This window comes from Paenibacillus sp. 2TAF8, assembly GCF_052114825.1.
Classification (GTDB): domain Bacteria; phylum Bacillota; class Bacilli; order Paenibacillales; family Paenibacillaceae; genus Paenibacillus.
Genome location: NZ_JBFRFN010000006.1, coordinates 255,533 through 279,617, shown reverse-complemented (window position 1 = coordinate 279,617; position 24,085 = coordinate 255,533). Strand labels below are relative to the sequence as shown.

General features: G+C 45.7%; 16 protein-coding genes. 2 read left to right on the top strand and 14 right to left on the bottom strand.

Going from position 1 to position 24,085, the window contains the following annotated elements:
• Nucleotides 1-522: 522 nt before the first annotated feature.
• Together AB4Z30_RS11350 and AB4Z30_RS11345 are read right to left on the bottom strand one after the other, a co-directional pair.
• On the bottom strand, nt 523-2,805 hold the full coding sequence (locus AB4Z30_RS11350) for a YhgE/Pip family protein (RefSeq protein ID WP_441926269.1): 2,283 nt from the start codon (nt 2,803-2,805) through the stop codon (nt 523-525).
• A 261-nt stretch (nt 2,806-3,066) separates the two neighbouring features.
• Nucleotides 3,067-3,654, bottom strand: a complete 588-nt coding sequence (locus tag AB4Z30_RS11345; RefSeq protein WP_441926267.1) for a TetR/AcrR family transcriptional regulator — start codon at nt 3,652-3,654, stop codon at nt 3,067-3,069.
• A 412-nt stretch (nt 3,655-4,066) separates the two neighbouring features.
• Between AB4Z30_RS11345 and AB4Z30_RS11340 the strand changes: the two genes are divergently transcribed.
• Nucleotides 4,067-5,281: an MGDG synthase family glycosyltransferase gene (locus AB4Z30_RS11340; protein ID WP_441926265.1), complete on the top strand. Its 1,215-nt coding sequence runs from the start codon at nt 4,067-4,069 to the stop codon at nt 5,279-5,281.
• A 290-nt stretch (nt 5,282-5,571) separates the two neighbouring features.
• On the opposite strand, the gene AB4Z30_RS11335 is transcribed toward AB4Z30_RS11340, so the two are convergent.
• Together AB4Z30_RS11335 and thpR are read right to left on the bottom strand one after the other, a co-directional pair.
• Nucleotides 5,572-6,429: a cell wall hydrolase gene (locus AB4Z30_RS11335; protein ID WP_441926263.1), complete on the bottom strand. Its 858-nt coding sequence runs from the start codon at nt 6,427-6,429 to the stop codon at nt 5,572-5,574.
• A 130-nt stretch (nt 6,430-6,559) separates the two neighbouring features.
• Nucleotides 6,560-7,162: an RNA 2',3'-cyclic phosphodiesterase gene (thpR, locus tag AB4Z30_RS11330; RefSeq protein WP_441926261.1), complete on the bottom strand. Its 603-nt coding sequence runs from the start codon at nt 7,160-7,162 to the stop codon at nt 6,560-6,562.
• Between the two features lie 199 nt (nt 7,163-7,361).
• On the opposite strand from thpR, the gene AB4Z30_RS11325 reads away from it, so the two are divergent.
• The gene (locus tag AB4Z30_RS11325) at nt 7,362-8,318 is read left to right on the top strand and encodes a D-2-hydroxyacid dehydrogenase (protein WP_441926259.1); all 957 of its coding nucleotides are present in this window, start codon (nt 7,362-7,364) and stop codon (nt 8,316-8,318) included.
• Nucleotides 8,319-8,493: 175 nt separating this feature from the next.
• Here the strand turns inward: AB4Z30_RS11325 and AB4Z30_RS11320 are convergent, their stop codons facing one another.
• The 10 genes from AB4Z30_RS11320 to AB4Z30_RS11275 all read right to left on the bottom strand — a co-directional run bounded on the left by AB4Z30_RS11320 (nt 8,494) and on the right by AB4Z30_RS11275 (nt 24,028).
• Nucleotides 8,494-9,444, bottom strand: coding sequence for an RNA methyltransferase (locus AB4Z30_RS11320; protein WP_441926257.1), 951 nt, complete (start codon nt 9,442-9,444; stop codon nt 8,494-8,496).
• A 307-nt stretch (nt 9,445-9,751) separates the two neighbouring features.
• The gene (locus AB4Z30_RS11315) at nt 9,752-11,464 is read right to left on the bottom strand and encodes a HAMP domain-containing methyl-accepting chemotaxis protein (RefSeq protein WP_441926255.1); all 1,713 of its coding nucleotides are present in this window, start codon (nt 11,462-11,464) and stop codon (nt 9,752-9,754) included.
• A 338-nt stretch (nt 11,465-11,802) separates the two neighbouring features.
• On the bottom strand, nt 11,803-12,768 hold the full coding sequence (locus AB4Z30_RS11310; protein ID WP_441926253.1) for an MsnO8 family LLM class oxidoreductase: 966 nt from the start codon (nt 12,766-12,768) through the stop codon (nt 11,803-11,805).
• A 95-nt stretch (nt 12,769-12,863) separates the two neighbouring features.
• On the bottom strand, nt 12,864-14,279 hold the full coding sequence (locus AB4Z30_RS11305) for a deoxyguanosinetriphosphate triphosphohydrolase family protein (RefSeq protein WP_441926251.1): 1,416 nt from the start codon (nt 14,277-14,279) through the stop codon (nt 12,864-12,866).
• 750 nt (nt 14,280-15,029) lie between these two features.
• Nucleotides 15,030-16,913 carry a molecular chaperone HtpG gene (gene htpG / locus AB4Z30_RS11300; protein ID WP_441926249.1) on the bottom strand — a complete coding sequence of 628 codons (1,884 nt, stop codon included), beginning with the start codon at nt 16,911-16,913 and terminating at the stop codon, nt 15,030-15,032.
• Nucleotides 16,914-17,419: 506 nt separating this feature from the next.
• Entirely contained in the window at nt 17,420-18,319 is a 900-nt protein-coding gene (nikC, locus tag AB4Z30_RS11295) for a nickel transporter permease (RefSeq protein ID WP_441926247.1), read from the bottom strand.
• A 136-nt stretch (nt 18,320-18,455) separates the two neighbouring features.
• On the bottom strand, nt 18,456-19,460 hold the full coding sequence (locus AB4Z30_RS11290; protein WP_441926245.1) for an ABC transporter permease: 1,005 nt from the start codon (nt 19,458-19,460) through the stop codon (nt 18,456-18,458).
• Nucleotides 19,461-19,649: 189 nt separating this feature from the next.
• On the bottom strand, nt 19,650-21,299 hold the full coding sequence (locus AB4Z30_RS11285; protein ID WP_441926628.1) for an ABC transporter substrate-binding protein: 1,650 nt from the start codon (nt 21,297-21,299) through the stop codon (nt 19,650-19,652).
• 1,120 nt (nt 21,300-22,419) lie between these two features.
• Entirely contained in the window at nt 22,420-23,436 is a 1,017-nt protein-coding gene (locus tag AB4Z30_RS11280; RefSeq protein ID WP_441926243.1) for a glycoside hydrolase family 25 protein, read from the bottom strand.
• A gap of 85 nt (nt 23,437-23,521) precedes the next feature.
• Nucleotides 23,522-24,028, bottom strand: a complete 507-nt coding sequence (locus AB4Z30_RS11275) for a phage holin family protein (RefSeq protein ID WP_441926241.1) — start codon at nt 24,026-24,028, stop codon at nt 23,522-23,524.
• Nucleotides 24,029-24,085 lie beyond the last annotated feature (57 nt).

Here is a 24,085-nt window from a genome sequence, read left to right as displayed (position 1 = left end):
GTTGCGGTAAAGACCGCGATTATTGCGAAGGACTGAATCCGGTGATCCGGTAACAGCATATATACAACAATACGTAGCCGCTGGCACGACTACTCAAAATGGAGCGACGTTTTTTGATATAGTTCTATTATTTTAACACTGACCTAACATCAGCGCAATTTAAACTTTTTAATACCTCTGATAAGAATTGCTTTGCAGTACAGCTTTAGTGTGTTGACGTTTAAAAACATCTCTTTTTCGAATAATTATACACATTTTATAGCAGAGTACAACTGATTTTAATTGCTGATAAAAGAAAATCGTTCCATATCCAGCCTAGGTTTGACCATATTTTCGCAATTTTCATGCTTCAGATCCCAATATAACTTTCTATTTTCATACCATTGAATAGAAAATGGCCTACAGCGTATTTTTGCGCCGCAGGCCATTTGCACTATTTGACTACTATATTGCATAATTTCGATACATATGCTTTAACTTTTTTTGCAGAAAGTTGTGTTGCTTGTCGTCTTGCTTCATTAATTATACAGTCAAAGGCTGACCACTTTCTGCTACTTCAGCTTCTTTCTTTGTACGTCGGCCGTTCAGGAGGAAGTACGTCAGCGTAAGCAGCACAGATACAGCTGCATAGATGCTAAGGATTTCAGCCTGATGCCACATCACATTGAAGTTCCCGCTGGAGACAACGGCTCTGAGACCCATAATGCTGTGTGTCATTGGTAGCCACTGACTAATGGATTGCAACCATGCAGGAATCAGTTCTACCGGAAACGTACCTGCACTCGCCGCCAGTTGGAAGACAAGAAGCAAGATGATCACATAACGTCCAGGTAGATCAAGCCAAGTCACGAGAGCCTGAACGATCAGCATGAAGGTCAGCCCCGTTATAATGGTAAACAGATAAAACAGTCCTGTGCTGTGTGTTTCCAGTCCGAGACCGTAGAGCATAAAGCTCGCTACAATAACCGACTGGAAAATGCTTACTGAACCAAATACCAACGTGCGGCTTACAAAACGATTCCAGCCTGTGGCGCCGGGTACAGACGTTTCACGCATTTTCAGAACAATCGTGGAGATCAGTGATCCTACGAACAGACCGATGGACAGGAAAAATGGAGTCATGCCTGTTCCGTAATTGCTTACGTTCTCTGCCTTATTTTCGGAAGAACTAACAGGTTCTGCAAACATATTCACCACTTCATCTGTTTTCTTCACTTTAGATGTTTTCTGAGCAGCATCTTTCAGTTTCGTTGCCAGTTCACCAGAACCATCTTTCAGTTCTGTAAGGCCATTGGCCAGTTTACCGGCCCCGTCACCCAGCTGTTTGGAACCATCCGCCAAAGATGAAACGCCACCGCTGAGTTTACCGACACCTGTCTGCAATGCAGTTGTACCTGTACCTAGCTGTTTCGCACCAGCTGCCAGCTGTGTACCGCCTGAAGCTGCCTCACCCAGTTTGCTGCTGAATTGCTTCAAGCCGTCAGAGAGTTTTGTTCCGCCTTGACTAAGCTGCCCTGCACCTGCAAGCAGTTGTTTCTGCCCATCTACAAGTTGCGTCGCACCAGCAAGAAGTTGTTGCTGTCCCCCATGTAACTCGGCTGCACCAGCTGCCAGTTGTTGATTCCCTTGATGAAGCTGATCCGCACCTTGTGCCAGCTTTTGTTCGCTCTCGTGCAGCTGTGTGCTGCCATCAGCAACAGCTTGACTCGCGGCAAGCAGCTTCTGAACATCTGCGCTTGCAGCCAGTTCCGGGTTGCTTGCAGCCAGTTGTTTCAGTCCAGCCGCTACGCCCTGTGCGCCATCGGCCACTTTGCTACTGCCATCCACAGCGGATTGCAAGCCAGTTGCCAATGATCCACTACCTTGGACTGCGGTTTGCAGCCCATCAGACAACTTGGCGCTGCCTTGTTCAGATGATTGCAGACCGGCTTGCAGCTTATTGGTGCCATCCAATGAAGACTGGAGGCCAGAAGCCAGTTTGTCACTGCCGTCTTTCAACTGGTCCGCGCCACTTTGTAGCTGACCTGAAGCTGCATCATGGAGTTGTTGCAAACCGGAAACCAAACTTGTCGTTCCATTCTCAAGTTTCGAAGCTCCATTATGCAGTGCATTAACTCCATTACTTAATGGAGCTAGTCCATCCTGAAGTTTCAACGTTCCGGCCGCAAGCTTAGCAAGGTTATCTTTAAGCTTCACTGCCCCGTCATCGAGTTTTCCAGCACCACTTTTCAAATCTCCAGCACCGTTGCCCGCTTCAGCCAAACCGTCCGACACCTCGGAAAACTTATCTAGCAGCGTCTCTGCATAAGATTCTGTCACTTTAGCTGAAACTTTGGCTTTCAGATCCTTTATGGCCGTTTTGCCGATTTGCGCACCAACAAAGTTGTAGTTTCCGTTCGGCTCATAGATCAAGTCTGCTGGTGCAGGTTTATCATCCAGCAATGTTGTAGCTTGGGACGAAAAGTTTTCTGGAATCGTAATCTGCATGTAATACTTGTCGTTCTGCATGCCATCCTTTGCCTGAGCAGCATTAACAAAGTCCCAATTGAAATCTTTGTTTTTCTTCAGCTCATCAATAAGGTCTTTACCTACATGAAGTGATTTCCCCTCCAGCTCGGCTCCTTTGTCCAGATTAACCACAGCTACTGGCATTTTATCCACTTGACCGTACGGGTCCCAGTAAGCTGCCAGATAAATGCCGCTGTACAGGATCGGTATAAATAATATGGCAATTACAGGGATCAGTACCTTCGGGTTTCTCACGGCCGATCCCAAATCCTTGAAAAACACGTTTAATGATTTCATGTCATTTTCTCCCCTTATTCTCTCTGCCATGCAGCAGGAATATCCAATATGAAAATATAATGAAAATCTCTGGAATTTTTACCGAAATACGTGATGACCATTTTTCTCAATTGGTCATTCCAGAGCAAAAAACAAACTTGTCCTCAGACAAGTTTTATTCCCTTCTTACACACCTGCCACTGAATGGATCATGTTAGACACAAGATCTACTCATTTAATTGGTAATCCTCGATACTTCGACTCTAGATCCTGTGACATACCTTAAACCGGGCTGATCGCAGCGATCCCCTCCATTAAGAAAAGACGAAAGTAGCTCTTGATCTCCTCTTTGCTAAGTGGATCATGATGTTTACTCCAGTCCGAGGTTAAGGCGATATACAATCGAATCATCATAAATGCAACGACTTGTGGATCACAATCACGTATTTCTCCGTTATCTCTTGCCTTCTCCAGTTCACGAGTCAGAAAATCAGAAATGACTTTCTCTACTTTGTCCAGACCTTCTTTGGCCTGCAACGTTCCGAAATCCTTCAATTCCTGTGACAATTTAACCAGCAACTCATGATCACGGCGAAATTCCAGCAGTGCATCCAGCACGCGAAACAGATTATCAAAAAAGGCACTTTTCTGATGTACTTCACGCTGCGCTATATTTTTCATCTCCTGAATGACTTCTACCAGGATCTCATCAAACAGCTCTTCCTTGTTTGTGAAAAAAGTATAGATCGTGCCTTTGCCCACATTGGCAATCTTGGCCACTTGATCCATTGTGGTCGCTTTGTATCCAAACATGGAAAACGACTGTGCGGCTGCATGAATGACCTGCTGTCTCCTGTCGATCGGAGCCATCTTATCTCCTCCTTGCTTCATCTGAAATGTGACGAGTGATTCTATCGCTCTCTTGGAATGACCAAAAATACAAAACGGTCATTCGGTCAAAAACTACAATATCACCTTAAAAATAAGATTGCAAGCCTAACAATAAAAAAATGTATTAATATTTTTTAACCGAAATGCAGTGGAAACTGTCAGCGCGGTCGTCTATAGTGTAAGATGACTCAAACAATCCGCACATAACTGAAGTTTTGTGTCTCAAAACATGATGTACTGTGTAAATATTTTTGGATGAAACATGATTCGCCGTTTTGGTGTATATTCATGTAATAAACAAACCTAGCAGAACTATCCTTCTAAAAACGTACGAAAACTGTTTTCATTCAAATTTTAATTTTAACTCAAACTTATGAATAAAGGTGAACTCATGCGAAAACCAAGAGTGCTCTTATTATCAGAAGGATTCGGTACTGGTCACACACAAGCGGCTCATGCCCTTGCACATGGCATCAAAAAAGTCAGTCCCCATGTTCACAGTCGTGTTATCGAACTCGGGAAATTTTTGAATCCGACCGTCGCTCCGCTGATCTTTTCTGCATATCGAAAGACACTATCGGTTCAACCCAAACTTGTCAGCCTGTTGTACCGCACACAGTACAACAAATCTTTAAATGGCTTAACCAAACTGGCGTTGCACCGTATCTTCTATACCCAGACGGCGCAGGTCGTATCCCAGTTGAAGCCGGATATTGTAATCTGTACCCATCCGTTTCCTAATGCGGTTATTTCCAGACTTAAACGTCAGGGACTGAATATTCCGCTCTATACATTGATCACGGATTATGACGTGCATGGAACGTGGATTAACCCTGAGGTAAACAAATATCTCGTATCCACTCCGCAAGTCAAAGCCTTGCTAGAGATTCGCGGGATTCCTTCCTCACAGATTCAGGTTACAGGTATTCCTGTGCATCCGGATTTCTGGGAAGCCGGGGATAAAGTCAAGCTCAGGGAAGAGATGGGATTGCAAAACATGCCGACAGCTCTACTCATGGGTGGCGGCTGGGGACTTTCTTTTGAAGAGGAACATATGAAAGCTCTCGCTTCTTGGGCAGATCGGGTACAGTTAGTTTTCTGTCTTGGAAGCAATCAGAAAATGATAGACAAAATGAAGGAACTCCCTTGCTTTCAACATCCGAATATTCGTATTCTGGGATACACGAAGGAAGTCAGTAAGCTCATGGATGTTTCGGACGTACTCATCACCAAACCAGGAGGCATGACATGCACAGAGGCGATGGCCAAGGGCCTACCGATGCTGTTTATTCCTCCGCATCCAGGACAGGAAGAGGAGAATTGTGAATATTTTGTACAAGCTGGATACGGGCAGATCATTCACTCTGCGGATGTCATAACCAATCGCTTCCGCGAGCTGTCTGAACAACAGTCGGATCAAGCAGGTCGTACTAAGCACATGAAGTATAAAATCGGGCTTTCTTCGGCCTATGATCCTACCTGCTGCGCTCAAGCTGTACATGATTTATTGTTCCCCGCAACAAAGGATGTTACAACTACGTCCCTAGAGCGCTTCTCAGCGGGTATTACAACCAGATCCTTGTCTGGTACCAGACTACCTTTATAATCTCTCTAAGGCGCCTTAGAATTGCTCTGAGGACGTAATATTCAACACACAATCAATCAGGTACTTTAACTATACAAGAGTAAACTAAAAGGTTCCTCTTCATTTTGCGAAGAGGAACCTTTTTTTATATCGTTGTAATTTGAGCGTATGATCTACCAAAAAAATGGGTAATTTAAAGATAAAGCTGCTCGCAAAAACAGCGAAATAAAACTGCTTTTCAGAATTTTCAGGGCTCATGTGATGCTCACATAGTTAACCACCGTGCCTGTTTGCAGAATTTTAAGGTCTTTTTACTTGTAAAATGTATGATGACCAATCGTTTTTACTTCTTTCTTGGTACGAGCCACTGTCAGATCGTCAGCGAGCGTCAATGATAAGAAATAATACGTATCATCCGACACTTCCTTCTGTCCGTTCAGGGCGGCATTCACAGCTTTGATGCTGTCTTCATTCGGAGTTACCCGTTTAAGTCGTCCATTCGCCACAGGGCTAAACTGTGATTTTTGATGGATCACCTTGTAAATGGTATCGGGAAAATTGGCTGACCGCAGCCGGTTTAAGACAACGTTAGCAACTGCCACTTTGCCTTTGTACGGTTCGCCTTCCGCCTCTGCCATGACGATTTTTTGCAGCAGATGCAGCTCTTTATCGGACACACTGTAAGACCAGGTTGCGAGTTTTGCATCTTCCTGATTCAAAAGTTTGGTCCGCGTAAAGTAAAGTTTTTGGGGGGGAGTTGACATTGCAGCTGCCGCTTTGGCATGTTCTAATTTAGCCAATTTCAGAGCAGCTTCCTTTTTTGCTTTCGCTTCAGCTATAGCCTGCGCTTTTTGTTTAGCCGCAGCTACCTTCTGGTCCTGCTCTTCCTGAGCAGCCAAAAGCCAGTCTTTTGCCGGCAACGCATTTGTCCACGTTGCAGATTGCGCAGACAGATTGGTAGACAGACTTGTCCCATCTTCCTTCATTCGCCTCTGTTCTTGTGGCAATGATGGGGTATTATGCGCCGAAGCCGCAAGCTCCGTCATTTGTTTACTCTCACTCGCTTCATTCCACTTCCCCGTCGCCTGAACGACATTTACCCCAACTATACATACAAGCAGCACAGATAACATCGGTGCCACCCAACGATTCTTGCTTATAATTTCCATTCGAAGATTCCTCCTGTCGAAACAATTCCCTAATCTAAGTAACCAAAAAAAAAGAATTTGAATAACGATGGCTAATATTACATAGGGATAAACACAATGTCAATGTGAGTTTATGGTATTAAAAAGTTTTTCAGGAAAATGAAAACGTATCCACTGTCTCATACATTGGCGTTTGTCCAAGCCTTGTCACATAAAGTACAAAACCATCTACAGTCCATGAATTTCCATGAGAAGCATGTTCTGTAACGATTTCGGAAACCCCATAATGTTCCATGCCAGGGAAAGATCCGAGATATTTTCTAGCTACAGTAATATGTGCACGATAAGGTCTTAACTCGGCTTCAAAACCTAAATTTTTCGTTGCATCTACAATTTGCTGCTGTAAGTGATGTAATCGTTCTATATCTCCGTTAACACCTCTCCAGAGAACTTTCGGTGTTTTCTCCAGACCAAACGTTCCCCAATCAGAAAGTTGCAGATCAAACGCCTGGAAATGAGTAGCTACGGCATGCAGAGCTGTCCGAAGATGACCGACTTCGCTCATCAACGTATCTCCCAAAAATTGCAAAGTAATATGATAATCCCTGTGGTCTGTCCATTTGCGAAAATCAAGCTTGTTTCGTATTAGCTGTGCCTGCATATGAAGAAACTGCTGGACAGATTCAGGCAAACGCACAGCAATAAACAGACGTTCCCGTCTGGATGCATGTTCTTGCAGTTTATGGACATTCATTGCATACACCTCTCTAAAGTTCGCTTTATTATTCCATAACTATGCATATCATTTCAACCTGGGTAAATATAGAGTGACACACAATATGGATTTTGCATATCAGACTTCAATCCTGCATTTTCCATATCCATGCACATCATGTACTTAATCTGATACACTTGACAAGACTAATTCATCGATCTCAGGAGGCACACACATTATGGGCAAAATCGTATGTTTTCCATCATTATCCGAAGAACAGCAGCAACAGATTCTACAGGCAGCGCCAGGTTACACCATCAAAGTAGGTAAAGCCAAGGATCTGGATCCGGCTGAATTAAAAGAAGCCGAAATTATACTGGGCTGGTCTCCCCTTGTAGCTGAACATGCTTTGCATCAGGACAGCCCGTTGAAATGGGTCCAAGTCTGGTCCGCTGGCGTAGATAACCTTCCATTTGCAGAGCTGCAACATCAAAGTATTCAGGTTACCAGCGCCAATGGTGTTCATGCCATTCCAATTACAGAGATCATTCTGGGCATGATGTTAGCGCACAGCCGCTGGTTGAGACAAGCTATGTTGTACCAGCACCAGGCGGAATGGAAAAATCCTGGCAAAGCATTACCAGAGCTGCACGGAAAAACCGCGGTTATTGTTGGAGTCGGCGAGATCGGAACCGAAACCGCCCGTGTCCTGAAGGCTCTAGGCATGCGCACGGTAGGAGTACGACGCTCTGGAAAAGCCGTCCCTAATGTCGACCATATGTACGATATGTCTGGACTGCATGAAGCTCTGAACCAAGGCGACTATGTGATTAATATTTTGCCGTTAACCGATGAAACGCGACATATTTATGACCAAGAAGCATTTAACCATTTCAAGAACGATGCCTGTTTTGTCAATGTAGGTCGCGGCCCCAGCGTTAACACGGAGGCGCTGATGGATGCCCTGCAAAGCGGCAAAATTGCCTTTGCTGCTCTGGACGTATTTGAAGAGGAACCCCTTCCAGCGAACCACCCGCTATGGGGCATGGATAATGTATTGATTACACCCCACATTGCAGGAAGCACAGAACAATATACGGATCGTGCACTCCATATTTTCATCAAAAATCTGGAAGCTTACATTGCTGGTAAAACTCTTCCGCTCAACCTTGTCGATTATAGTCATAAATATTAACACAAACACCCGTTCCCATGCAACATAATGAAATGGCGGCTATAACTTTAGAGGAAACCATTAGAGCAAAAACACTCCACAAGGAAACCATTCTTCCTTCGTGGAGTGTTTATTATGCACATAAACGTATAATTACATGCATATCCAAATCATCGCCTAAATAATATCCATAACATCACACACAAACCCAAATATGGCGTACAAATGTGCCTTTACGCACCGTTATGTGCTGTTCTATCGTCCAGCCCGATTCCAGCAAATGCTCCTGCACCCATTCTGTAGATACGACGACAGCCCGTTTGCATAACTCGCGTAACTTCACGAGCATAGCTCGCTGTTCTTGATCGGGAAGAACAGAACAAAGATTATAGGGCATGTCGAATATTGCCGAATCATATTTTTCTTCCAAATTCATCATATCACCCAAAGTGATTCGGTTAGCATCATATCCGAAATACGGTAAATTAACTCGTGCCCCGCGCACGGCAAGTGCATTCAGATCATTGCCTCTTGTATCAATCCCCATCGATAAAGCTTCGATAACAACTGTTCCCATTCCGCAGCAAGGATCCAGCAAACGATGATTTTCCACCTCTGGAACAGCGATATTCACCAGTGCTCTAGCCAAAGTGACACCCAACCCTGTGGAATAGTTTTGCGGCTTCTGCTGATGAACTTGCCATGACTTGTTTGATTCTGTCCACTGACCGAAGATCCATTTTTGTCCTATTTTGATTAGTCCGAAAGTCACTTTAGGCTGCTTCATCTGTGCTATTCCATGGATGCACATCCCAATTTCTTTTTCAAACTTCCGTGCCTGATCATAGTCAGGCGGATGATCCCCAGCTTTCAGACAAACCACCTTAAATGTCTCATCTTGCTGCAAACGAACCTTTCGAGCTACAGGAAAAAGTTCTGCAATCGAGTCTGCTTCCCCTAGCACATCCAGTCGTCCGTGAATAAACGTGCTTCTCCCCGGCAGGATACATCGCTCAGACCTAATATAGGAGTCGCTGGCAATGCGCATTTCTGAAGACGTTTTAAACAACGTCATCAGTTCCAGCTGGCATAACTCACGTTCATTTTCATGACAGGCAAAGGTGTATACATATGTAGCTACGGTCATAATCCCCCTCATTTCCAGTGTATTCTATAAATATGCCTTTAATTTGCAGTTTGCTTTTCGAACGAGATGAACTCCAGGTAGTCATTGTATCTAATGTTACGCCGAGAGACAACCACACTGGGACATCATGCTAGTATATTAGGACATTTCTACACCTAGAAAAACAAGCAAAAAAAAATAAGGGATCCCATGGTGGGATTCCCTTCATCTTGTAATTTTAGCACCTGGTCTTAAATCTATCCACCTGCTATAATATAACAATTTCAAACAATTGTTTTACCCTGTTTCTTCTATTATAAAGGGCGGCTTACACTTTTAACTTTTCGATGGATGTGAGCAGATCGTCAGACAGTTCCTTCAATGTTTGAATGTTACTGCTGATGGTCTCCATAGAACCGACTTGTTCCTCAGCCGAAGCAGAGACTTCCTCCACACTAGCCGCCGATTGTTCAGACACTGCAGAAATCTGCTGACTGAAATCATTCATTTGACCACTGCTCTCTTCCATTCCTGAAAGTCCTTCCGACATCGTGCCGATTACCTCCACCATGCTTTCTACGGATGTGTTGATGGTTTTAAACAACTCCCCTGACGTGAGCACATGCTCCTGCCCAAGTTCTGTCTCCTGAACACCTACTCGCAGTTCATTAACTACTCTCTGAGAATCCTGCTGAATATCTTGCGTGATGGTCGTAATTTCTTCAACAGACGCCTGTACAGCTTCAGACAACTTCCGAACCTCGGATGCAACAACGGCAAAACCGCGTCCACTCTCTCCTGCCCGTGCCGCCTCAATCGAAGCATTCAGCGCCAGCAAGTTGGTTTGACGAGCGATGTCATGAATTACCAGAACCAGTTTAGAAATATCTTCATTTTTGCGATTCAGCTGCTCCATTTTGCTCATTGAGGAAGACACTGCGCTGGAAATCTGTTGCATCTGTTGCACGGATTCTTCCATCGCTTTGCGGCCGCTCTGTCCTTGCTCCAACACTTGTTTGGACATTGAACGAAGCTGATTCCCCTGCTCCGCATGTTGTTGAATATGAATATTCAAATCTTCCACTGTACGAGCTGACTCCACTGCGGTCTGAGCCTGACTCTCAGCTGCCTTAGCAGATTCCTCCATTGTGATTGCAATTTGCTGACTGCCGATCTTGACTTCTTCTGAAGCAATGGCCAGCTCACTACTCTGACGATTCACCGATTCAGCTACACGCCTTACATTCACCACCATGGAAGTCAGGTTACCTTTCATCTCATTGACTGCTTTGGCCAGGGCACCTACTTCATCTTCATGCTTGGTATGTACATCCTGTACGTTCAATTGACCTTCCGCGATCAATTTAACAGCACTTATGACACGAAGCAACGGTTTAACCACCTGTGTGCGGATGACAGGAACAAATATGGCAGTAATGATAATCATCGCAAGCACACCAATGAGCACAGACAACCTGCCATCTTGAACAGAACGAATGGTCTGAGCTGCCGAAATATCGGATTGCTGCTGGTTGTAATTAACGAGAAAATCCAGATCGACCTGCATCAAATCAAAGGAAGCAGATCCTTTGTCAGCTACTTCTTTAGCAAGCTGAGCCTCTCCTTCGTCACTAACCCGAATGGCTTGTGCATTCATTTTAAGATAGTCTTCCCATTTATCCTTAAACGCTGTCCAGTGCTCATTCTCTTCTGCAGACTTTGCCTGTTTATCGTAGATGGCAATCGTCTGAGCAGTTTCACGAATATACTTGGTTCGCTCTTCGTTAAGTTTGGGCTTGTCCGCTGCCTCAGCGTCAAAGTAACGATAACTCAATGACAAAACATGTTCTGTTGAATAATTTAATTGATTGATCTTCTGGATCGAAGGCATCCAATTACCTGTAATATCATTTGTGTTGGTCTCAATTGAATTCATCCGGCCAATGATGGTAACACTCAGAATAATTAAACAGAGGATTAACAGGTAAAATGCGATGCTGATTCGCAGACCGATACTCTTGATTTTAAATCTGCTAAACATATAATTTCCTCCTCATGACAACTTTCGCCATATTTACAATTTAGTGCTTTTCTCGCAATTAAACCCATCTATTGGCCCCTTGCAAATTACACTCTTATATAATATATCTGCATGATAGCGATAAAGTATTATAGCATTCTTTTGCCAGTAGACGCTGTAAATCGTGAAATTTTGTTGAACTTTATCGAATGAGAAATAAGCTGCCACATCTGTATGATTCAGATCTGCAGCTCATGTCCATTTTAGCATCACCTAACACTTGATTAGGTTTATCCAGATTCAATTCACCCTTTAACTCACTCTATATTTATCTCTTTTTCAAAAACGATTCAACATTTTCATCGAAGCCCAGCTAGCAAACGATAGGACTCCAGTCTACGTTCATAATCAGGACCAGCTGTTACCACGAGTATCTGGTTGGTATTAAGCCTCCGTCCTACCCGGCGAATATACTGCCACATTTGTTCTGGTGTGCCCGCGTCATGTCGCTGCACTTCGTTGTCCTCTATATGGAAAGAATTACTCTGAGGGTTATAAGCATCGTTCTCGGCTCCCGCACACATTACACTGACCGCCACCATGACTTCTGGTTCCTTCAGCCCGGCACTAGGCACGAACTCCTCACGATAGCGACGTACAGCCTCTACTCCATCCGAATCACTCATGAACTGTCCAAATACATAACCCATTCCATACTGAGCGGCATATGCTGCACTTTTGACGTTCGTGCCTAGCATCCAAAGCGATAATGGAGTTTCCGGAATTGGACGAGCTGTAACCGCAACATCCTCATACGCATAACGGTCTTCCAGCAACTCGGTTAGCGAAGCCAGTTTAGCAGGAAGAGTGGAGACATGTTGCAAATAATTGCCACTGAGCGCCATTGTTGCATGAGGTCCTCCGCCAGGAGCCCGTCCTAACCCGAGCTCGATCCGGCCCGGATAGAGTGAAGCCAGCAGACGGAACGACTCTGCAACTTTAAGTGGACTATAATGCGGAAGCAGAACAGCTCCCGACCCAAGCAGAATGGTATCTGTCTTTGCACCAATATGTGATAGCAACACCTCAGGAGAAGCAGAAGCAAGTTCAGCCATATCATGATGCTCAGACGTCCAATATCGCGTGTAACCCCATGCTTCAGCTTGTTGAGCTAAAAGCACTGCTTGCTGAAGTGATTGTTCTGCGGATGCACCATTCAGTCTAGGAACGAGATCCAGTACGCCCAGACTGAATTTTTCTCCAGAACGCTCTTGGCTGCCACCACCTAAGCTCTCAGTAAAGGTTTCACTTAAATTTGTTACCACACTGTACAACTCCTTTGATCTCTTGCCCTCTTTGATTGTTCACCTTTCTCTTGGATATCGTATTGATCCCTTCGGTACCGTATTTCTTTCTTCTATTAGTCCAGATCGTAGATCGAACCGACCTTCAGGCCGTAAAGTTCATTATAAATTTTCTCGGCAAATGCATCCGTCATGCCTGCAATATAATCAATCACCATATGCTCCCAGGTCCAGATCGGTTGCGCTTTGGCTTGATCCTTCTCATATCGCTGCAGCCAATCGGATGGAATGATGGATTTTGAAGTTTCCGGATCGAGGAATGCATCCCAGAGCCGTTTAATCATCCACTCACTACGTTTCTGCAAGCGCTGCACGCGCAGATCCCGGATCATCGTCACCCAGGCGAAGCTTTTGAGCACACTCACCGTGCGCAGCATGTCGAGGTCTTCTACGCCTTCACGGACGAAGGTTACCTTTTTCCAATTCCCATCATCAATTACACCGAGACTGCCCACAAACAGGCTGACCCAATAGGCTTTCACCTCTCGACGAGTACGCGAGTAATCATGCTCGCAGAAAGGCATTTTTTCATTCCAGATGCGCAGGAACGAGGCGAGGACTTCTTCCACTTTTTCCGAGATCGCCTCTCTTGTCCAACCCTTCCAGAACAGATCCTCCAGTGTTGTAACTTTGTCTACGATGAGCCGGTTGACATGCTGGTCTTGCAGGAAATGCTCGTGTACTTCAATTTTGCCAGCCTTGATGCCATCCTCCAGGTCATGTGCAGAATACGCTATGTCATCACAGAGATCCATCAGTTGTGCTTCGAGCGTTTTCTTGCCTTCAGGGATGTTCCAGCGCTCCCGAATCTCACGAATGTACTGCCACTCATGTTGGTACATGCCTTTCTTGCTCTCCGTCCCCGGATACGGATACTTGTTAATCCCCAGCAAGACGGCATCCGACAGGTTCAGCCCGTCGATATCTTCACGTTTTTCCAGATGCATAATGAGGCGGAAGTTATGTGCGTTTCCTTCAAAATGCTCATATTTCCGTTTGAGTTCCGCTCGCACGTCGGATTCAGCCTTAGGAGCTTTCGCCGCGCGGCTTTTCTTCATTATTTTCTTTGTCTCGCTGTTAATTAGATCATCCAAAATACCATCGAGCACTTCTTCACCTTTATGTCCAAAAGGAGGATGACCAAAATCATGTGCAATCGCCGCACATTCTACGACTTCCGAATCAATGATCAGGCCAGGGTTCTCTGCCTGACTCCAGTCTACCTCCGGGTAATGCCGCAGCAGGCTTCTCGCTGCTTCTCGCGCAATCTGTGCCACTTCAAGGGAATGAGTCAGACGCGTACGATAATAATCCCCCGTGCCTGCGCCAAACACTTGCGATTTACCCTGCAAGCGCCGGAAGGTTGGTGAATGAATTAATCTGGAATAGTCACGCTCATATGCTGCACGAGAGCCCTCCAGCTTGGTAAGTTCGGGATATTGTCTATGTTCTCTCAGATCATGCCATTGCATGTAGATCACTCCTAGCCGACTGTCTCTATTTTGAGTGATTATACACAACATCTGCGGTTTCGAAAAGCAAAATCCGTCTGTCATGTCACCTCTTCTTACATCAACTTATGATGCACAGTCTCCTTTCTATATATTATACCCTGCAAAACTAGCATCTGTGCATAGAATTCGGAACTCTATCAGAACGGCACAAGGCTCAAGGACACGCAGATATCTCAAACATGCGCGTAAAACTTACCTCTAAAAATAGGAGATCTTCCTCTAAAGCTCTACAGCTCTGCAAGTTCTAAATCTCTACAACTTAACAGTTTTACAAGTTCTACAGTTCTACACCATCCTCATTCCCGGCGCTAACGATCCTGAGAGAGCTTAATTGGGCTATTTTTACGCCCTCCGGATTCTAACGATCACCACAGACGCTATTTCACTTAAAAGCTGCAAAAAAACTAGAAAAGTCGAGCAATTGATGGAAATAAGGTCCGTACGGATCGTTAGAATAAAAAGTGGACTAAAATGAGCCAAATAGCGTTTCTGGAGATCGTTAGAGCAAAGCAGGTTGAGGTAAGGTGGTGACTGACCACCCTTGTCTTGAAGCAGGGCACTGCATGCTGGGAACTGCATGCAGTGGAGGTTAATGAAGTTGTGCTCCATTAGTTAATTGAGTGAGAGGTACGCTACATATAAAAGAAAACCCGGCAGGCACATACTCCTGTCGGGTCGACTTCAAATTTAGTTTTAACTTCAGAAGACTTACACCATCACTTTGCAGATATCGTTCGTGAACTCCACTGGATCTTGAATTGGCAAACCTTCAATCAGCAGCGCTTGGTGATACAGCAGGCTAGTGTACAGGCTCAGCTTCTCTTTATCCTGTGCAAAGGCATCTTTCAACGATTTGAACACATCATGGTTCACATTGATCTCCAGCACTTTATCCGCTTGAACATCGCCGCTGTTCGGCATAGCTTTCAGCACTTTTTCCATCTCGATTGTCAGCTCACCCTCGGTGGACAAACAAACCGGGTGGCTGCGAAGGCGTTTGGAGGCTTTTACCGCTTTAACTTTGCCTTCCAGTTGTGCTTGCATCGCTTCGAACAATTCCTTGTTGTCATTGTCCTGCGCTTCGGTTTCTTCTTTTTCGGCACTATCTTCGATACCCAGGTCACCACTGGAAATGGATTTGAACTCTTTTTCCTTGTAGTTCATGATCATCTTGATCGCGAATTCATCGATATCGTCAGTGAAGTAGAGCACTTCGTATCCTTTTTCCAATACACCCTCGATCTGTGGCAACTTCTCAATCCGGCTGATGGACTCACCTGCAGCATAATAGATATACTTCTGATCTTCCGGCATTCTGGAGACGTATTCGTCCAGGCTTACCAGCTTGCTCTCTTTGGAAGATGTGAACAGTAGCAGATCCTGCAATGTGTCTTTGTTTGCGCCGTAATCGCTGTATACGCCATACTTCAGTTGACGGCCAAACGCTTGATAGAACTTCTCATAGTTCTCGCGCTCGTCTTTGAGCAGGCTTTGCAGCTGGCTTTTGATTTTGTTCTTGATGTTCTTCGCAATCAGGCTGAGCTGACGGTCATGCTGAAGCATCTCACGGGAGATGTTCAGAGACAGATCCTCGGAATCTACCATACCTTTGACGAAACCAAAGTAATCTGGCAACAAATCGCCACACTTATCCATGATCAGTACGCCGTTGGAGTAGAGCTCCAGACCTTTTTCATACTCTTTCGTATAGTAGTCAAACGGCGTGTTCTCCGGGATAAACAGGATCGCATTGTACACTACAGCGCCGTCTGCGCTAATGTGCAGATGTTTCAGCGGTTTGTCAAAACCGTACCGTTTCTCCATATAGAAGTTGGTATAGTCTTCTTCAGTCAGTTCGCTTTTATTTTTACGCCAGATCGGCACCATGCTGTTGACCGTTTGCTCTTCCTTGTATTCTTCAAACTCGTTCTCCGCGCCTTCCTTCGGACGGTGATTCGTCACATCCATCTTAATCGGATAGCGAATGAAGTCGGAGTATTTCTTAATGATGGATCTCAGGCGGTACTCTTCCAAAAATTCGTCATACGAATCTTCTTCGGTGTTTTCTTTGATCGTCAGCACGATCTCCGTACCCACCGTATCTTTCTCAGCAGGCATAATGGTATAACCATCCGCACCTTCAGATTCCCATTTCCAAGCTTCGTTACTGCCCAGCGTTTTACTCGTTACGATAAGCTTGTCCGCCACCATGAAAGCCGAGTAGAAACCAACCCCGAATTGGCCGATAATGTTATGGCCGTCTTTGGCTTCGTTTTCTTTTTTGAACGCCAGGGAACCACTCTTCGCGATAACACCCAGATTGTTCTCCAATTCTTCCTGCGTCATACCAATCCCGGTATCGGTGATGGTGAGTGTACGGTTTCCCTTGTCGATTGTAAGTTTGATGAAATAGTCCTCTTTGTTGAAGACAAGCGTATCATCGGTTAGTGCTTTGTAATATATTTTGTCGATGGCGTCACTGGAGTTGGAGATCAGCTCTCTGAGGAAAATTTCCTTTTGGGTGTAAATGGAGTTGATCATCATATCCAGCAAACGTTTGGATTCTGCCTGAAATTCTTTTTTAATCGCCATGAATGAAGTGCTCCTTTCGAATTTGGGTATCGAATGATTCGGTTGAAAATAAAGGCAAGCTGCTCTGCAAGATGGGCGTTCCATTACGAATCGTTGCATAGCATAGCCATATATTCGATAGAACCATTCCATATGTACTGGTGTTTATTCGTCACTCTGTTAGCACTCGAATAACCAGAGTGCTAAACCCTTCTTTTTATATAACATATGGGAAAATTGGATGTCAATACGAAGAGGCTTATTTTAAAAAAATGATTGATTTTAATTAGCAAAATGATGCCCCGGCTCCGTCTGGATGACCTTTCACCTACACTCATTTCCCAGCGCACAGTGCTCGCACTGCTTGACGTCAACCACCCCGAATCACATGCCCTATCTCAGTGTAACGCACTCGCTCCAGCAACACAAAAAACCGCCTCGAATTAAAGCTCGTGACGGCTTGGTGAAATTAGAGACCTGACAGAACAGCAGAGCAAAGCAAAGCATTTGGTACCGCAATAACAACTCTACTTTTTCACCATCTTTGGATCAAGGGTGTCACGCAGACCATCGCCCATCAGATTGAAACCGAGTACCGTCAGCATGATGGACAGACCGGGAAAAATAAGCGTCCACGGCGCTTTTTGGATATACTGGCGGGAGTCCGACAGCATTTTGCCCCACTCTGGGTCCGGGGGTTGCGCACCCATACCTAGAAATCCGAGAGCTGCTGCCTCAATGATCGCTGTACCTATCCCGAGTGTCCCTTGTACAATGAGCGGCGTAAGACTATTCGGTAAAATGTGCCGAAACAAAATGCGCCCGTTTCCTGCTCCCAGTGTACGTGCGGAAGTAATAAATTCTTCCTGCCTCAAACTGAGTACTCGTGACCGCACCAACCGTCCATACGTCGGAATATTCACGATCGCAATGGCAAGCAACGCATTTTGCAAAGAAGGACCCAGAATCGCAACAATCGCGATCGCCAGCAAAATGCCCGGAAATGCCAGCAAAATATCAAACAGACGCGAAATAAGCATATCAGCCCATTTTCCATAGAACCCGGCAACCAGTCCCAGCAGCGCTCCTGCAATAATGGAACCAATCACCGAGAAAAATCCAACCCAGAGCGATATCCGTGCGCCATATATCACCCGGGAGAACACATCCCGACCCAAGTCATCCGTTCCGAACCAGTGCTCCGTCGAAGGGGCTTGAAGCCGATCCTGCAGCACCTGCTCTTTGTAATCATAGGGAGCGATATAGGGGGCAAGGAAGGCTAATACGATAAAAAAAACAATAATGATCAAGCCTGCCAAGGCAAGCCGATTCCCCCTAAAAGTCCTCCACGCCTCACGCCAGGGACCTGACCTGCTCACGTTTACTGTGTCAACGGCTTGCCCGGTATTAGTCGACAATTTGGTCATACAGGTTCTCCTTTGCTGAACATAAATAATGAAAGATAAACAGATTGCTTACACAGAAGAATAAACGAGTCACCAGGGCTTCATCGTTGTATCACAGGTTGTTTCAATTTGCTACTCTATCATCCCTATAGCTTCCCTACTTGTAACTGATTCTCGGATCAAACACCGCGTAGAGCAGATCGACAATCAGGTTGATGACCACAAAAAAGAAAGCCACGATCAGGATTCCACTCTGAATCACAGGATAGTCCCGTGAACTAATCGCTTCATATATATAACGCCCGACACCCGGCCAGGCGAAAATCGTTTCCGTCAGCACCGCACCGCCCAGCAGCGATCCGGTCTGAATACCAATGACGGTCAGCACAGGGATAAATGCATTTTTCAGTGCATGTCCGTATACGACAAAAAACGGGCCCAATCCTTTCGCCTTGGCGGTACGAATATAATCGGAACTCATCACTTCGAGCATGCTGGAACGTGTCATCCGGGCGATTACAGCCATCGGGATGGTTCCCAGCGCCACACTGGGAAGAATCAAATGTTTCGTCACCGTCCACAGCTGATCCCAGCGTCCTGCAAGCATCGTGTCCAGCACATACAAACCTGTAATCGCATCGACGGGGTCACGCGCATTCATCCGTCCAATGGATGGCAGCCATTGCAGTTTGTTGGCAAACAACCATTGTTCCATCAAGCCAAGCCAGAAGATCGGCATGGATACACCCACAAGCGCAATCACCATGCAACAGTAATCAAACCAGGAGTTGTGCTTCCATGCGCTGACAATCCCTGCATTCACGCCAATAAGGACGGCAAACAACATACTCGCCATCGTGAGTTCAAGTGTGGCTGTCAGATAAGGTACGATTTCCTGGGCAATAGGCACCTTCGTGCGAATGGATGTGCCCAGATCCCCTTTCAGCAAATCGCCTAAATAGGCGAAATATTGCTGGAACCAGGGTTTATCCAGTCCAAGTTGATCCCTTAGAGCCTGCTTGGATTGTTCGGTTGCTTTTTGCCCCAGAATCGTCTCGGCCGGATCACCGGGTATTGCATGAATGATGGAAAAAACGATCAACGTCATGCCCAGCAGAACGGGCAGCAGTACCAGCACACGTTTGACAATATAGTTGTTCATTTCCAGATCACCTGCCCTAAACGTATCGTGCACATCCATTTCAGACCTTCAGATAAGAGAAAAAGCACCAGCGAACACGTATGCTTTGGATAGTAAATACCGGATGCAGATTCTGCCAAGCAAGCCATGTCCGCCAGCGCGTTATATTTGCGGTTATATACTTTTGCAGCAACGTTCTCTCACCAATGTTTATTCAAAATAAGCTCCCACATACGATTCGGTTCCCAGCGGAGAAGTTACAAATCCTTTCAGGCTCGCTTTCCCGGCCAGGATCGGTGTGGTATGCACAAGCGGAATCCAAGGTGCATCTTCCTTGATGATGACCTGAGCCTGTTTGTACAGTTCGGCACGTTTGTCCTGATCCGTCTCTGTCTGTGCTTTCGTAAGCAATGTGTGAAGTTCCTCGTTTACGTAGTAGCTACGGTTGTTACCTGGAATGGCGTCTTTGTCCAGAAGCGTATACAGGAAGTTGTCCGGATCACCGTTGTCCCCTGTCCAGCCGAGCATGTAGAGATCGTCCTTCTCCCCGGCTTTGGAATCTTCCAGATAGGTCGCCCACTCGGGAGATTCAATCGTTGTTTTGACACCAATTTTCTCAAAATCAGCCTGAATCGCTTCGGCTACCTTCTTCCCATCTGGCATGTACGGACGGGATACCGGCATCGCATAAAATGTTACCGGATCAGGCAATCCGTCAGGGAAGCCGGCTTCGGCCAGTAATGCTTTTGCCTTTTCCAGATCATAGGCGTAATCTTCAATCTCATCATTGTAACCCCACAGCGTTGGTGGCATCGGGTTCACCGCAGGCTTCGCCTGTCCGGCAAAGAACGCATCGATGATGGCTTGTTTGTTCACCGCATGGTTGAGGGCTTGTCTGACTTTCACGTTATCAAATGGCTTTTTCTTGAAATTAAATCCGATATACGCCACGTTGAACGGTGGACGTTCGATCTTCTGCAGCTCGCTATTGCTCTCAAGAATGCTCAGATCATCCGGGTTCAGGTCTTCCATAATATCAATCTCGCCATTCTGCAATGCATTGAAACGAGCGGTGTTATCCGGGATGGAGCGCACGATCACCTTGTTTAGCTTCGGGAAACCTTCCCTCCAGTAATCTGCGTTTTTCTCCAGTGTAATCGAGTCGTTCCGCTTCCACTCTTTGAATACAAATGGCCCAGTACCTACAGGCTCGCTTTTGAAATTCTCTTTTTTCTCCTGAATCGCGGCCGGGCTTCCTATGCCAAACGGGGTCATCGCAATATTTTGCAGGAAAGGAGCCTGTGGTTGGTTCAGGGTAAACTCAACTGTCGATTCATCGAGCGCCTTCACTTCCTTGATCACCCGACTCCCCTCTGGCCCAAACATGGAATCATAGTAGTCGAAGGAATCGCCTTCGAATTTATATTCACTTGCCGGATCACTCCAGCGATTAAAATTAAATACAACGGCATCCGCGTTAAAGTCAGTTCCGTCATGGAACTTCACCCCGGATTTCAGCTTAAACACATACTTCAGTCCATCCGCTGAAATCTCCCAGCTCTCAGCCAGTGCCGGAACAACTTCGGTTTCACCTTCCTTGTAATCTAAAAGCGAATCAAACACCTGATGCCCAATCTTGAGAGATTCCCCATCCGTGACAATTGAAGGATCAAGCGCAACCGAGTCTCCGCCACGTCCCATGATCATCGTATCCTGGGCAGCCGCCTCTGTAGGAGGATCATTTCCTTCCGCAGGTGCAGGCGTATTTTCTCCGCCTTCCTTGCTGCTGGAACAACCAGATAACACAAGTACGGTACTCAGTGCCAAAGTCAGTAAACCGGACATCCATTTTTTTCTCATTCGCATACGTACAACACCCTTCCCTGTCTCATAATGTGTGTGATGATTGCGTGAAAAAACGGCAACTCTGGCAGTGTGTGCGATGATGTGGTGGCGATGCTGAAGCTATCTAATTTGAACTAAAATTGATTTACACAGGCACTCCGATGACAGAACAACTTTCAATCGCTGTTATCCCCAGATTTTTTTGATTCTCTTTGTCCTCAGATAAAATCCGGTGATAAAGGCGAAGCTTATTCTTCCGATGTAGCTTTCTTGCAGAAAGCTTTTAGCTTCGCTTCTCCAGTTTTTTCTGTCCTCTCCGTTTTTGTGTAAATGAATCGTTCAACAAATAGCTAGTCATCAGATAATCCCTGGTTGTAATTCTTTAAATTCTTGTATCATCTATAAAGGCTTTAAATGCCTCTGATACCTGTGTGAGAGTGTTGAGAAGTGGTAAAACGATTTTGGCAAAAAGAGTGAGCCCGTTTGCAGAACATACAAAAGAACAACACAGATTTACAGAATTGGAGCATATACCATGAGATCATGGAATGATAGATTTATTTGAACGAAGGTCAATAAGCGCCAGCTATCACTCTTGGCGGAGTAAAAGATAAACGATAAGAACATGTACATTTAAAGTGGCATGTCGGATAAACACATACGGATACGTCTGCGATCACGTAGCTTTTTCATGAGTGTCAGACTAATAGTAGAATTGTGAGTAGAAAAAGAAAGAGAGAATAGAATAGATCGACGCTACAATAACTTTCTATGTTATGGTTTTGTCATGATGAGGAGGTTTGTGTATTAAATCGTGGTGAAAAACATTTTCGTGTAACTTACTTTACATCACATTTACCAAATAGACAAGGGATTTACAGACATACGTCTTCAACTTTATAACACGCGTTAGAATTAATGACATTATGTACAAAAAAGGAACACAACTCGACAATAATCGCCCGTGTTCCTCGCTTTTCACGCCATACATTTAGATCAGTTCTATTAGTTAAACGAACTGCTTACTCGGAGCACTCCGCTGACAGAATCACCTGGATAGTAGCGGTTACCCCCAGATTTTTTCTGTCCTCTCCGTTATGGTGTAAATCACAGTCAACTCAAATCCTGATCCGACTTACTTTTTAAACAAACCTCTACGGTGCATCACGGTGATAAAACGATAAAAATCGTAGCTCGCTCCATTATCGATACTGAAAAGCGGATTTTTGGGGTCATAGGCCAGTGCGGCATCTACAGCAGCTTTCGCCCAGACAGGTACTTCCATCAACTGACGTGCCTGTAAACGGTCAACCTGTGCTTTGAGCGCATCAAACGCGGCTTTTTCTTCGGCTGTCATCGGTTCGCCCCCTTTCGGTGGTACAGTTGGCGAATTCGGATTGGAAGGGTTCGAAGGTGTGGTCGGGTTCGATGGGTTGCCAGGATTAGTCGGATTGGTTGGCTCTGTCGGGTTCGTAGGATTCGTAGGATTCGGGTTTGGCGTTGCCGCTGCATATCTCGCTCTAAGCTGTGCCGCTGTTCCCTCGAATTCATTCATATCCACATTGCCGCTGATGCCATTCACCTTGCCCGAGTCCGTATATTGCCAGAACGTCCAGCGCTTCCAAGCCGGCTGATCATTAGGCACACGTGTATTGCTGTATCGTGCGATCCATAGATCGTAGGAACCCAAAGAAGTATCGAAATTGGCTGCAAACGAGTTGCCTGTATATATGATCGGTTTCACACCTGTCAGACGCTGCAATTCTGTTAAAAAGACTTTGGCCACCGTATTCATCTGGGCTTTGCTCAGATTCTCGGGATTGTTCTCGTAATCCATAACCGGTGGCAATTGCAGCGTTTTGGCGCCCCCGATTTGGTTCAGCGTATTGGCATAATGTGCGGCTTCCGCCTTCGCAATCTCAACGGACGTTCCACGGAAGAAATGATAGGTTCCGACCATCATGCCCGCCCCCAGCGCACCGGTTACATTTTTCTGAAAATTCGGATCGATATATGTCCGCCCTTCGGTTGCTTTGATAAACACAAAGGTCATGCCGCTTGCCTTCACCTTGGCCCAGTCGATATTGCCCTGGTACCTGGAGACATCAATGCCCTGCGTGTTGCCCGGGGTTCTATTTTGCAAATTTCTCACACCCTTTATGCGGCTAGTTTCTGTTTATATATAGTTAATGCGGACGGGTTAAAAGCTGCTTGTGTGCGTGTCCCCTATTGAAGTTTTAAGACATCTTCACATTATCTTTCGTTGGCTCTGTTTCTGTTTCATCCGATTCGTTACGAGGAAAAGAATCCTTGGCAGGATCTGGGGAGGTGCCGGGGTATCCCCCAGCCCCTCCCTTCCCCTTCAGCACCTCGATCGCCTGCCGAATGGCTGGCGGAATCGGAGCACCCAGCTTACCCCCATTTTCAATGATGGACAACAACTCATTGGCGATATAAAAAAAGGCGACCGCATCCCTGAACAAATGTCCGTCTCCCAGAACACCGTCCACCAGATGAGCCACCGATACCATTGCAAATATAAATACCTTTCGCGCGATCCCAAACATGCCAACATTACTTTCAAGCTTGCCCGTCATCCCTGCTGCCGCGATGCCTGTCAGGTAGTCAAAGATGACGAAGACTAGCAACACACCGAGCACCCCAGACCAACCTCCAAAGAAATAGGAGGCCGAGCTGCTCATGAGTGCAATTCCCCATTTCCATAGGGTATCCCATCGCTCCATGGTTTCTCACCTCCTTAATTGATTGATTCATCTAGTTATGAACAGGTTTAACCATAT

Excerpts from the sequence above, each read along its gene's own strand:
- AB4Z30_RS11350 (WP_441926269.1), bottom strand. The coding sequence starts at position 2,805 with ATGAAATCATTAAACGTGTTTTTCAAGGATTTGGGATCGGCCGTGAGA.
- AB4Z30_RS11345 (WP_441926267.1), bottom strand. The coding sequence starts at position 3,654 with ATGGCTCCGATCGACAGGAGACAGCAGGTCATTCATGCAGCCGCACAG.
- AB4Z30_RS11340 (WP_441926265.1), top strand. The coding sequence starts at position 4,067 with ATGCGAAAACCAAGAGTGCTCTTATTATCAGAAGGATTCGGTACTGGT.
- AB4Z30_RS11335 (WP_441926263.1), bottom strand. The coding sequence starts at position 6,429 with ATGGAAATTATAAGCAAGAATCGTTGGGTGGCACCGATGTTATCTGTG.
- thpR (WP_441926261.1), bottom strand. The coding sequence starts at position 7,162 with ATGAATGTCCATAAACTGCAAGAACATGCATCCAGACGGGAACGTCTG.
- AB4Z30_RS11325 (WP_441926259.1), top strand. The coding sequence starts at position 7,362 with ATGGGCAAAATCGTATGTTTTCCATCATTATCCGAAGAACAGCAGCAA.
- AB4Z30_RS11320 (WP_441926257.1), bottom strand. The coding sequence starts at position 9,444 with ATGACCGTAGCTACATATGTATACACCTTTGCCTGTCATGAAAATGAA.
- AB4Z30_RS11315 (WP_441926255.1), bottom strand. The coding sequence starts at position 11,464 with ATGTTTAGCAGATTTAAAATCAAGAGTATCGGTCTGCGAATCAGCATC.
- AB4Z30_RS11305 (WP_441926251.1), bottom strand. The coding sequence starts at position 14,279 with ATGCAATGGCATGATCTGAGAGAACATAGACAATATCCCGAACTTACC.
- htpG (WP_441926249.1), bottom strand. The coding sequence starts at position 16,913 with ATGGCGATTAAAAAAGAATTTCAGGCAGAATCCAAACGTTTGCTGGAT.
- nikC (WP_441926247.1), bottom strand. The coding sequence starts at position 18,319 with ATGACCAAATTGTCGACTAATACCGGGCAAGCCGTTGACACAGTAAAC.
- AB4Z30_RS11290 (WP_441926245.1), bottom strand. The coding sequence starts at position 19,460 with ATGAACAACTATATTGTCAAACGTGTGCTGGTACTGCTGCCCGTTCTG.
- AB4Z30_RS11285 (WP_441926628.1), bottom strand. The coding sequence starts at position 21,299 with ATGAGAAAAAAATGGATGTCCGGTTTACTGACTTTGGCACTGAGTACC.
- AB4Z30_RS11275 (WP_441926241.1), bottom strand. The coding sequence starts at position 24,028 with ATGGAGCGATGGGATACCCTATGGAAATGGGGAATTGCACTCATGAGC.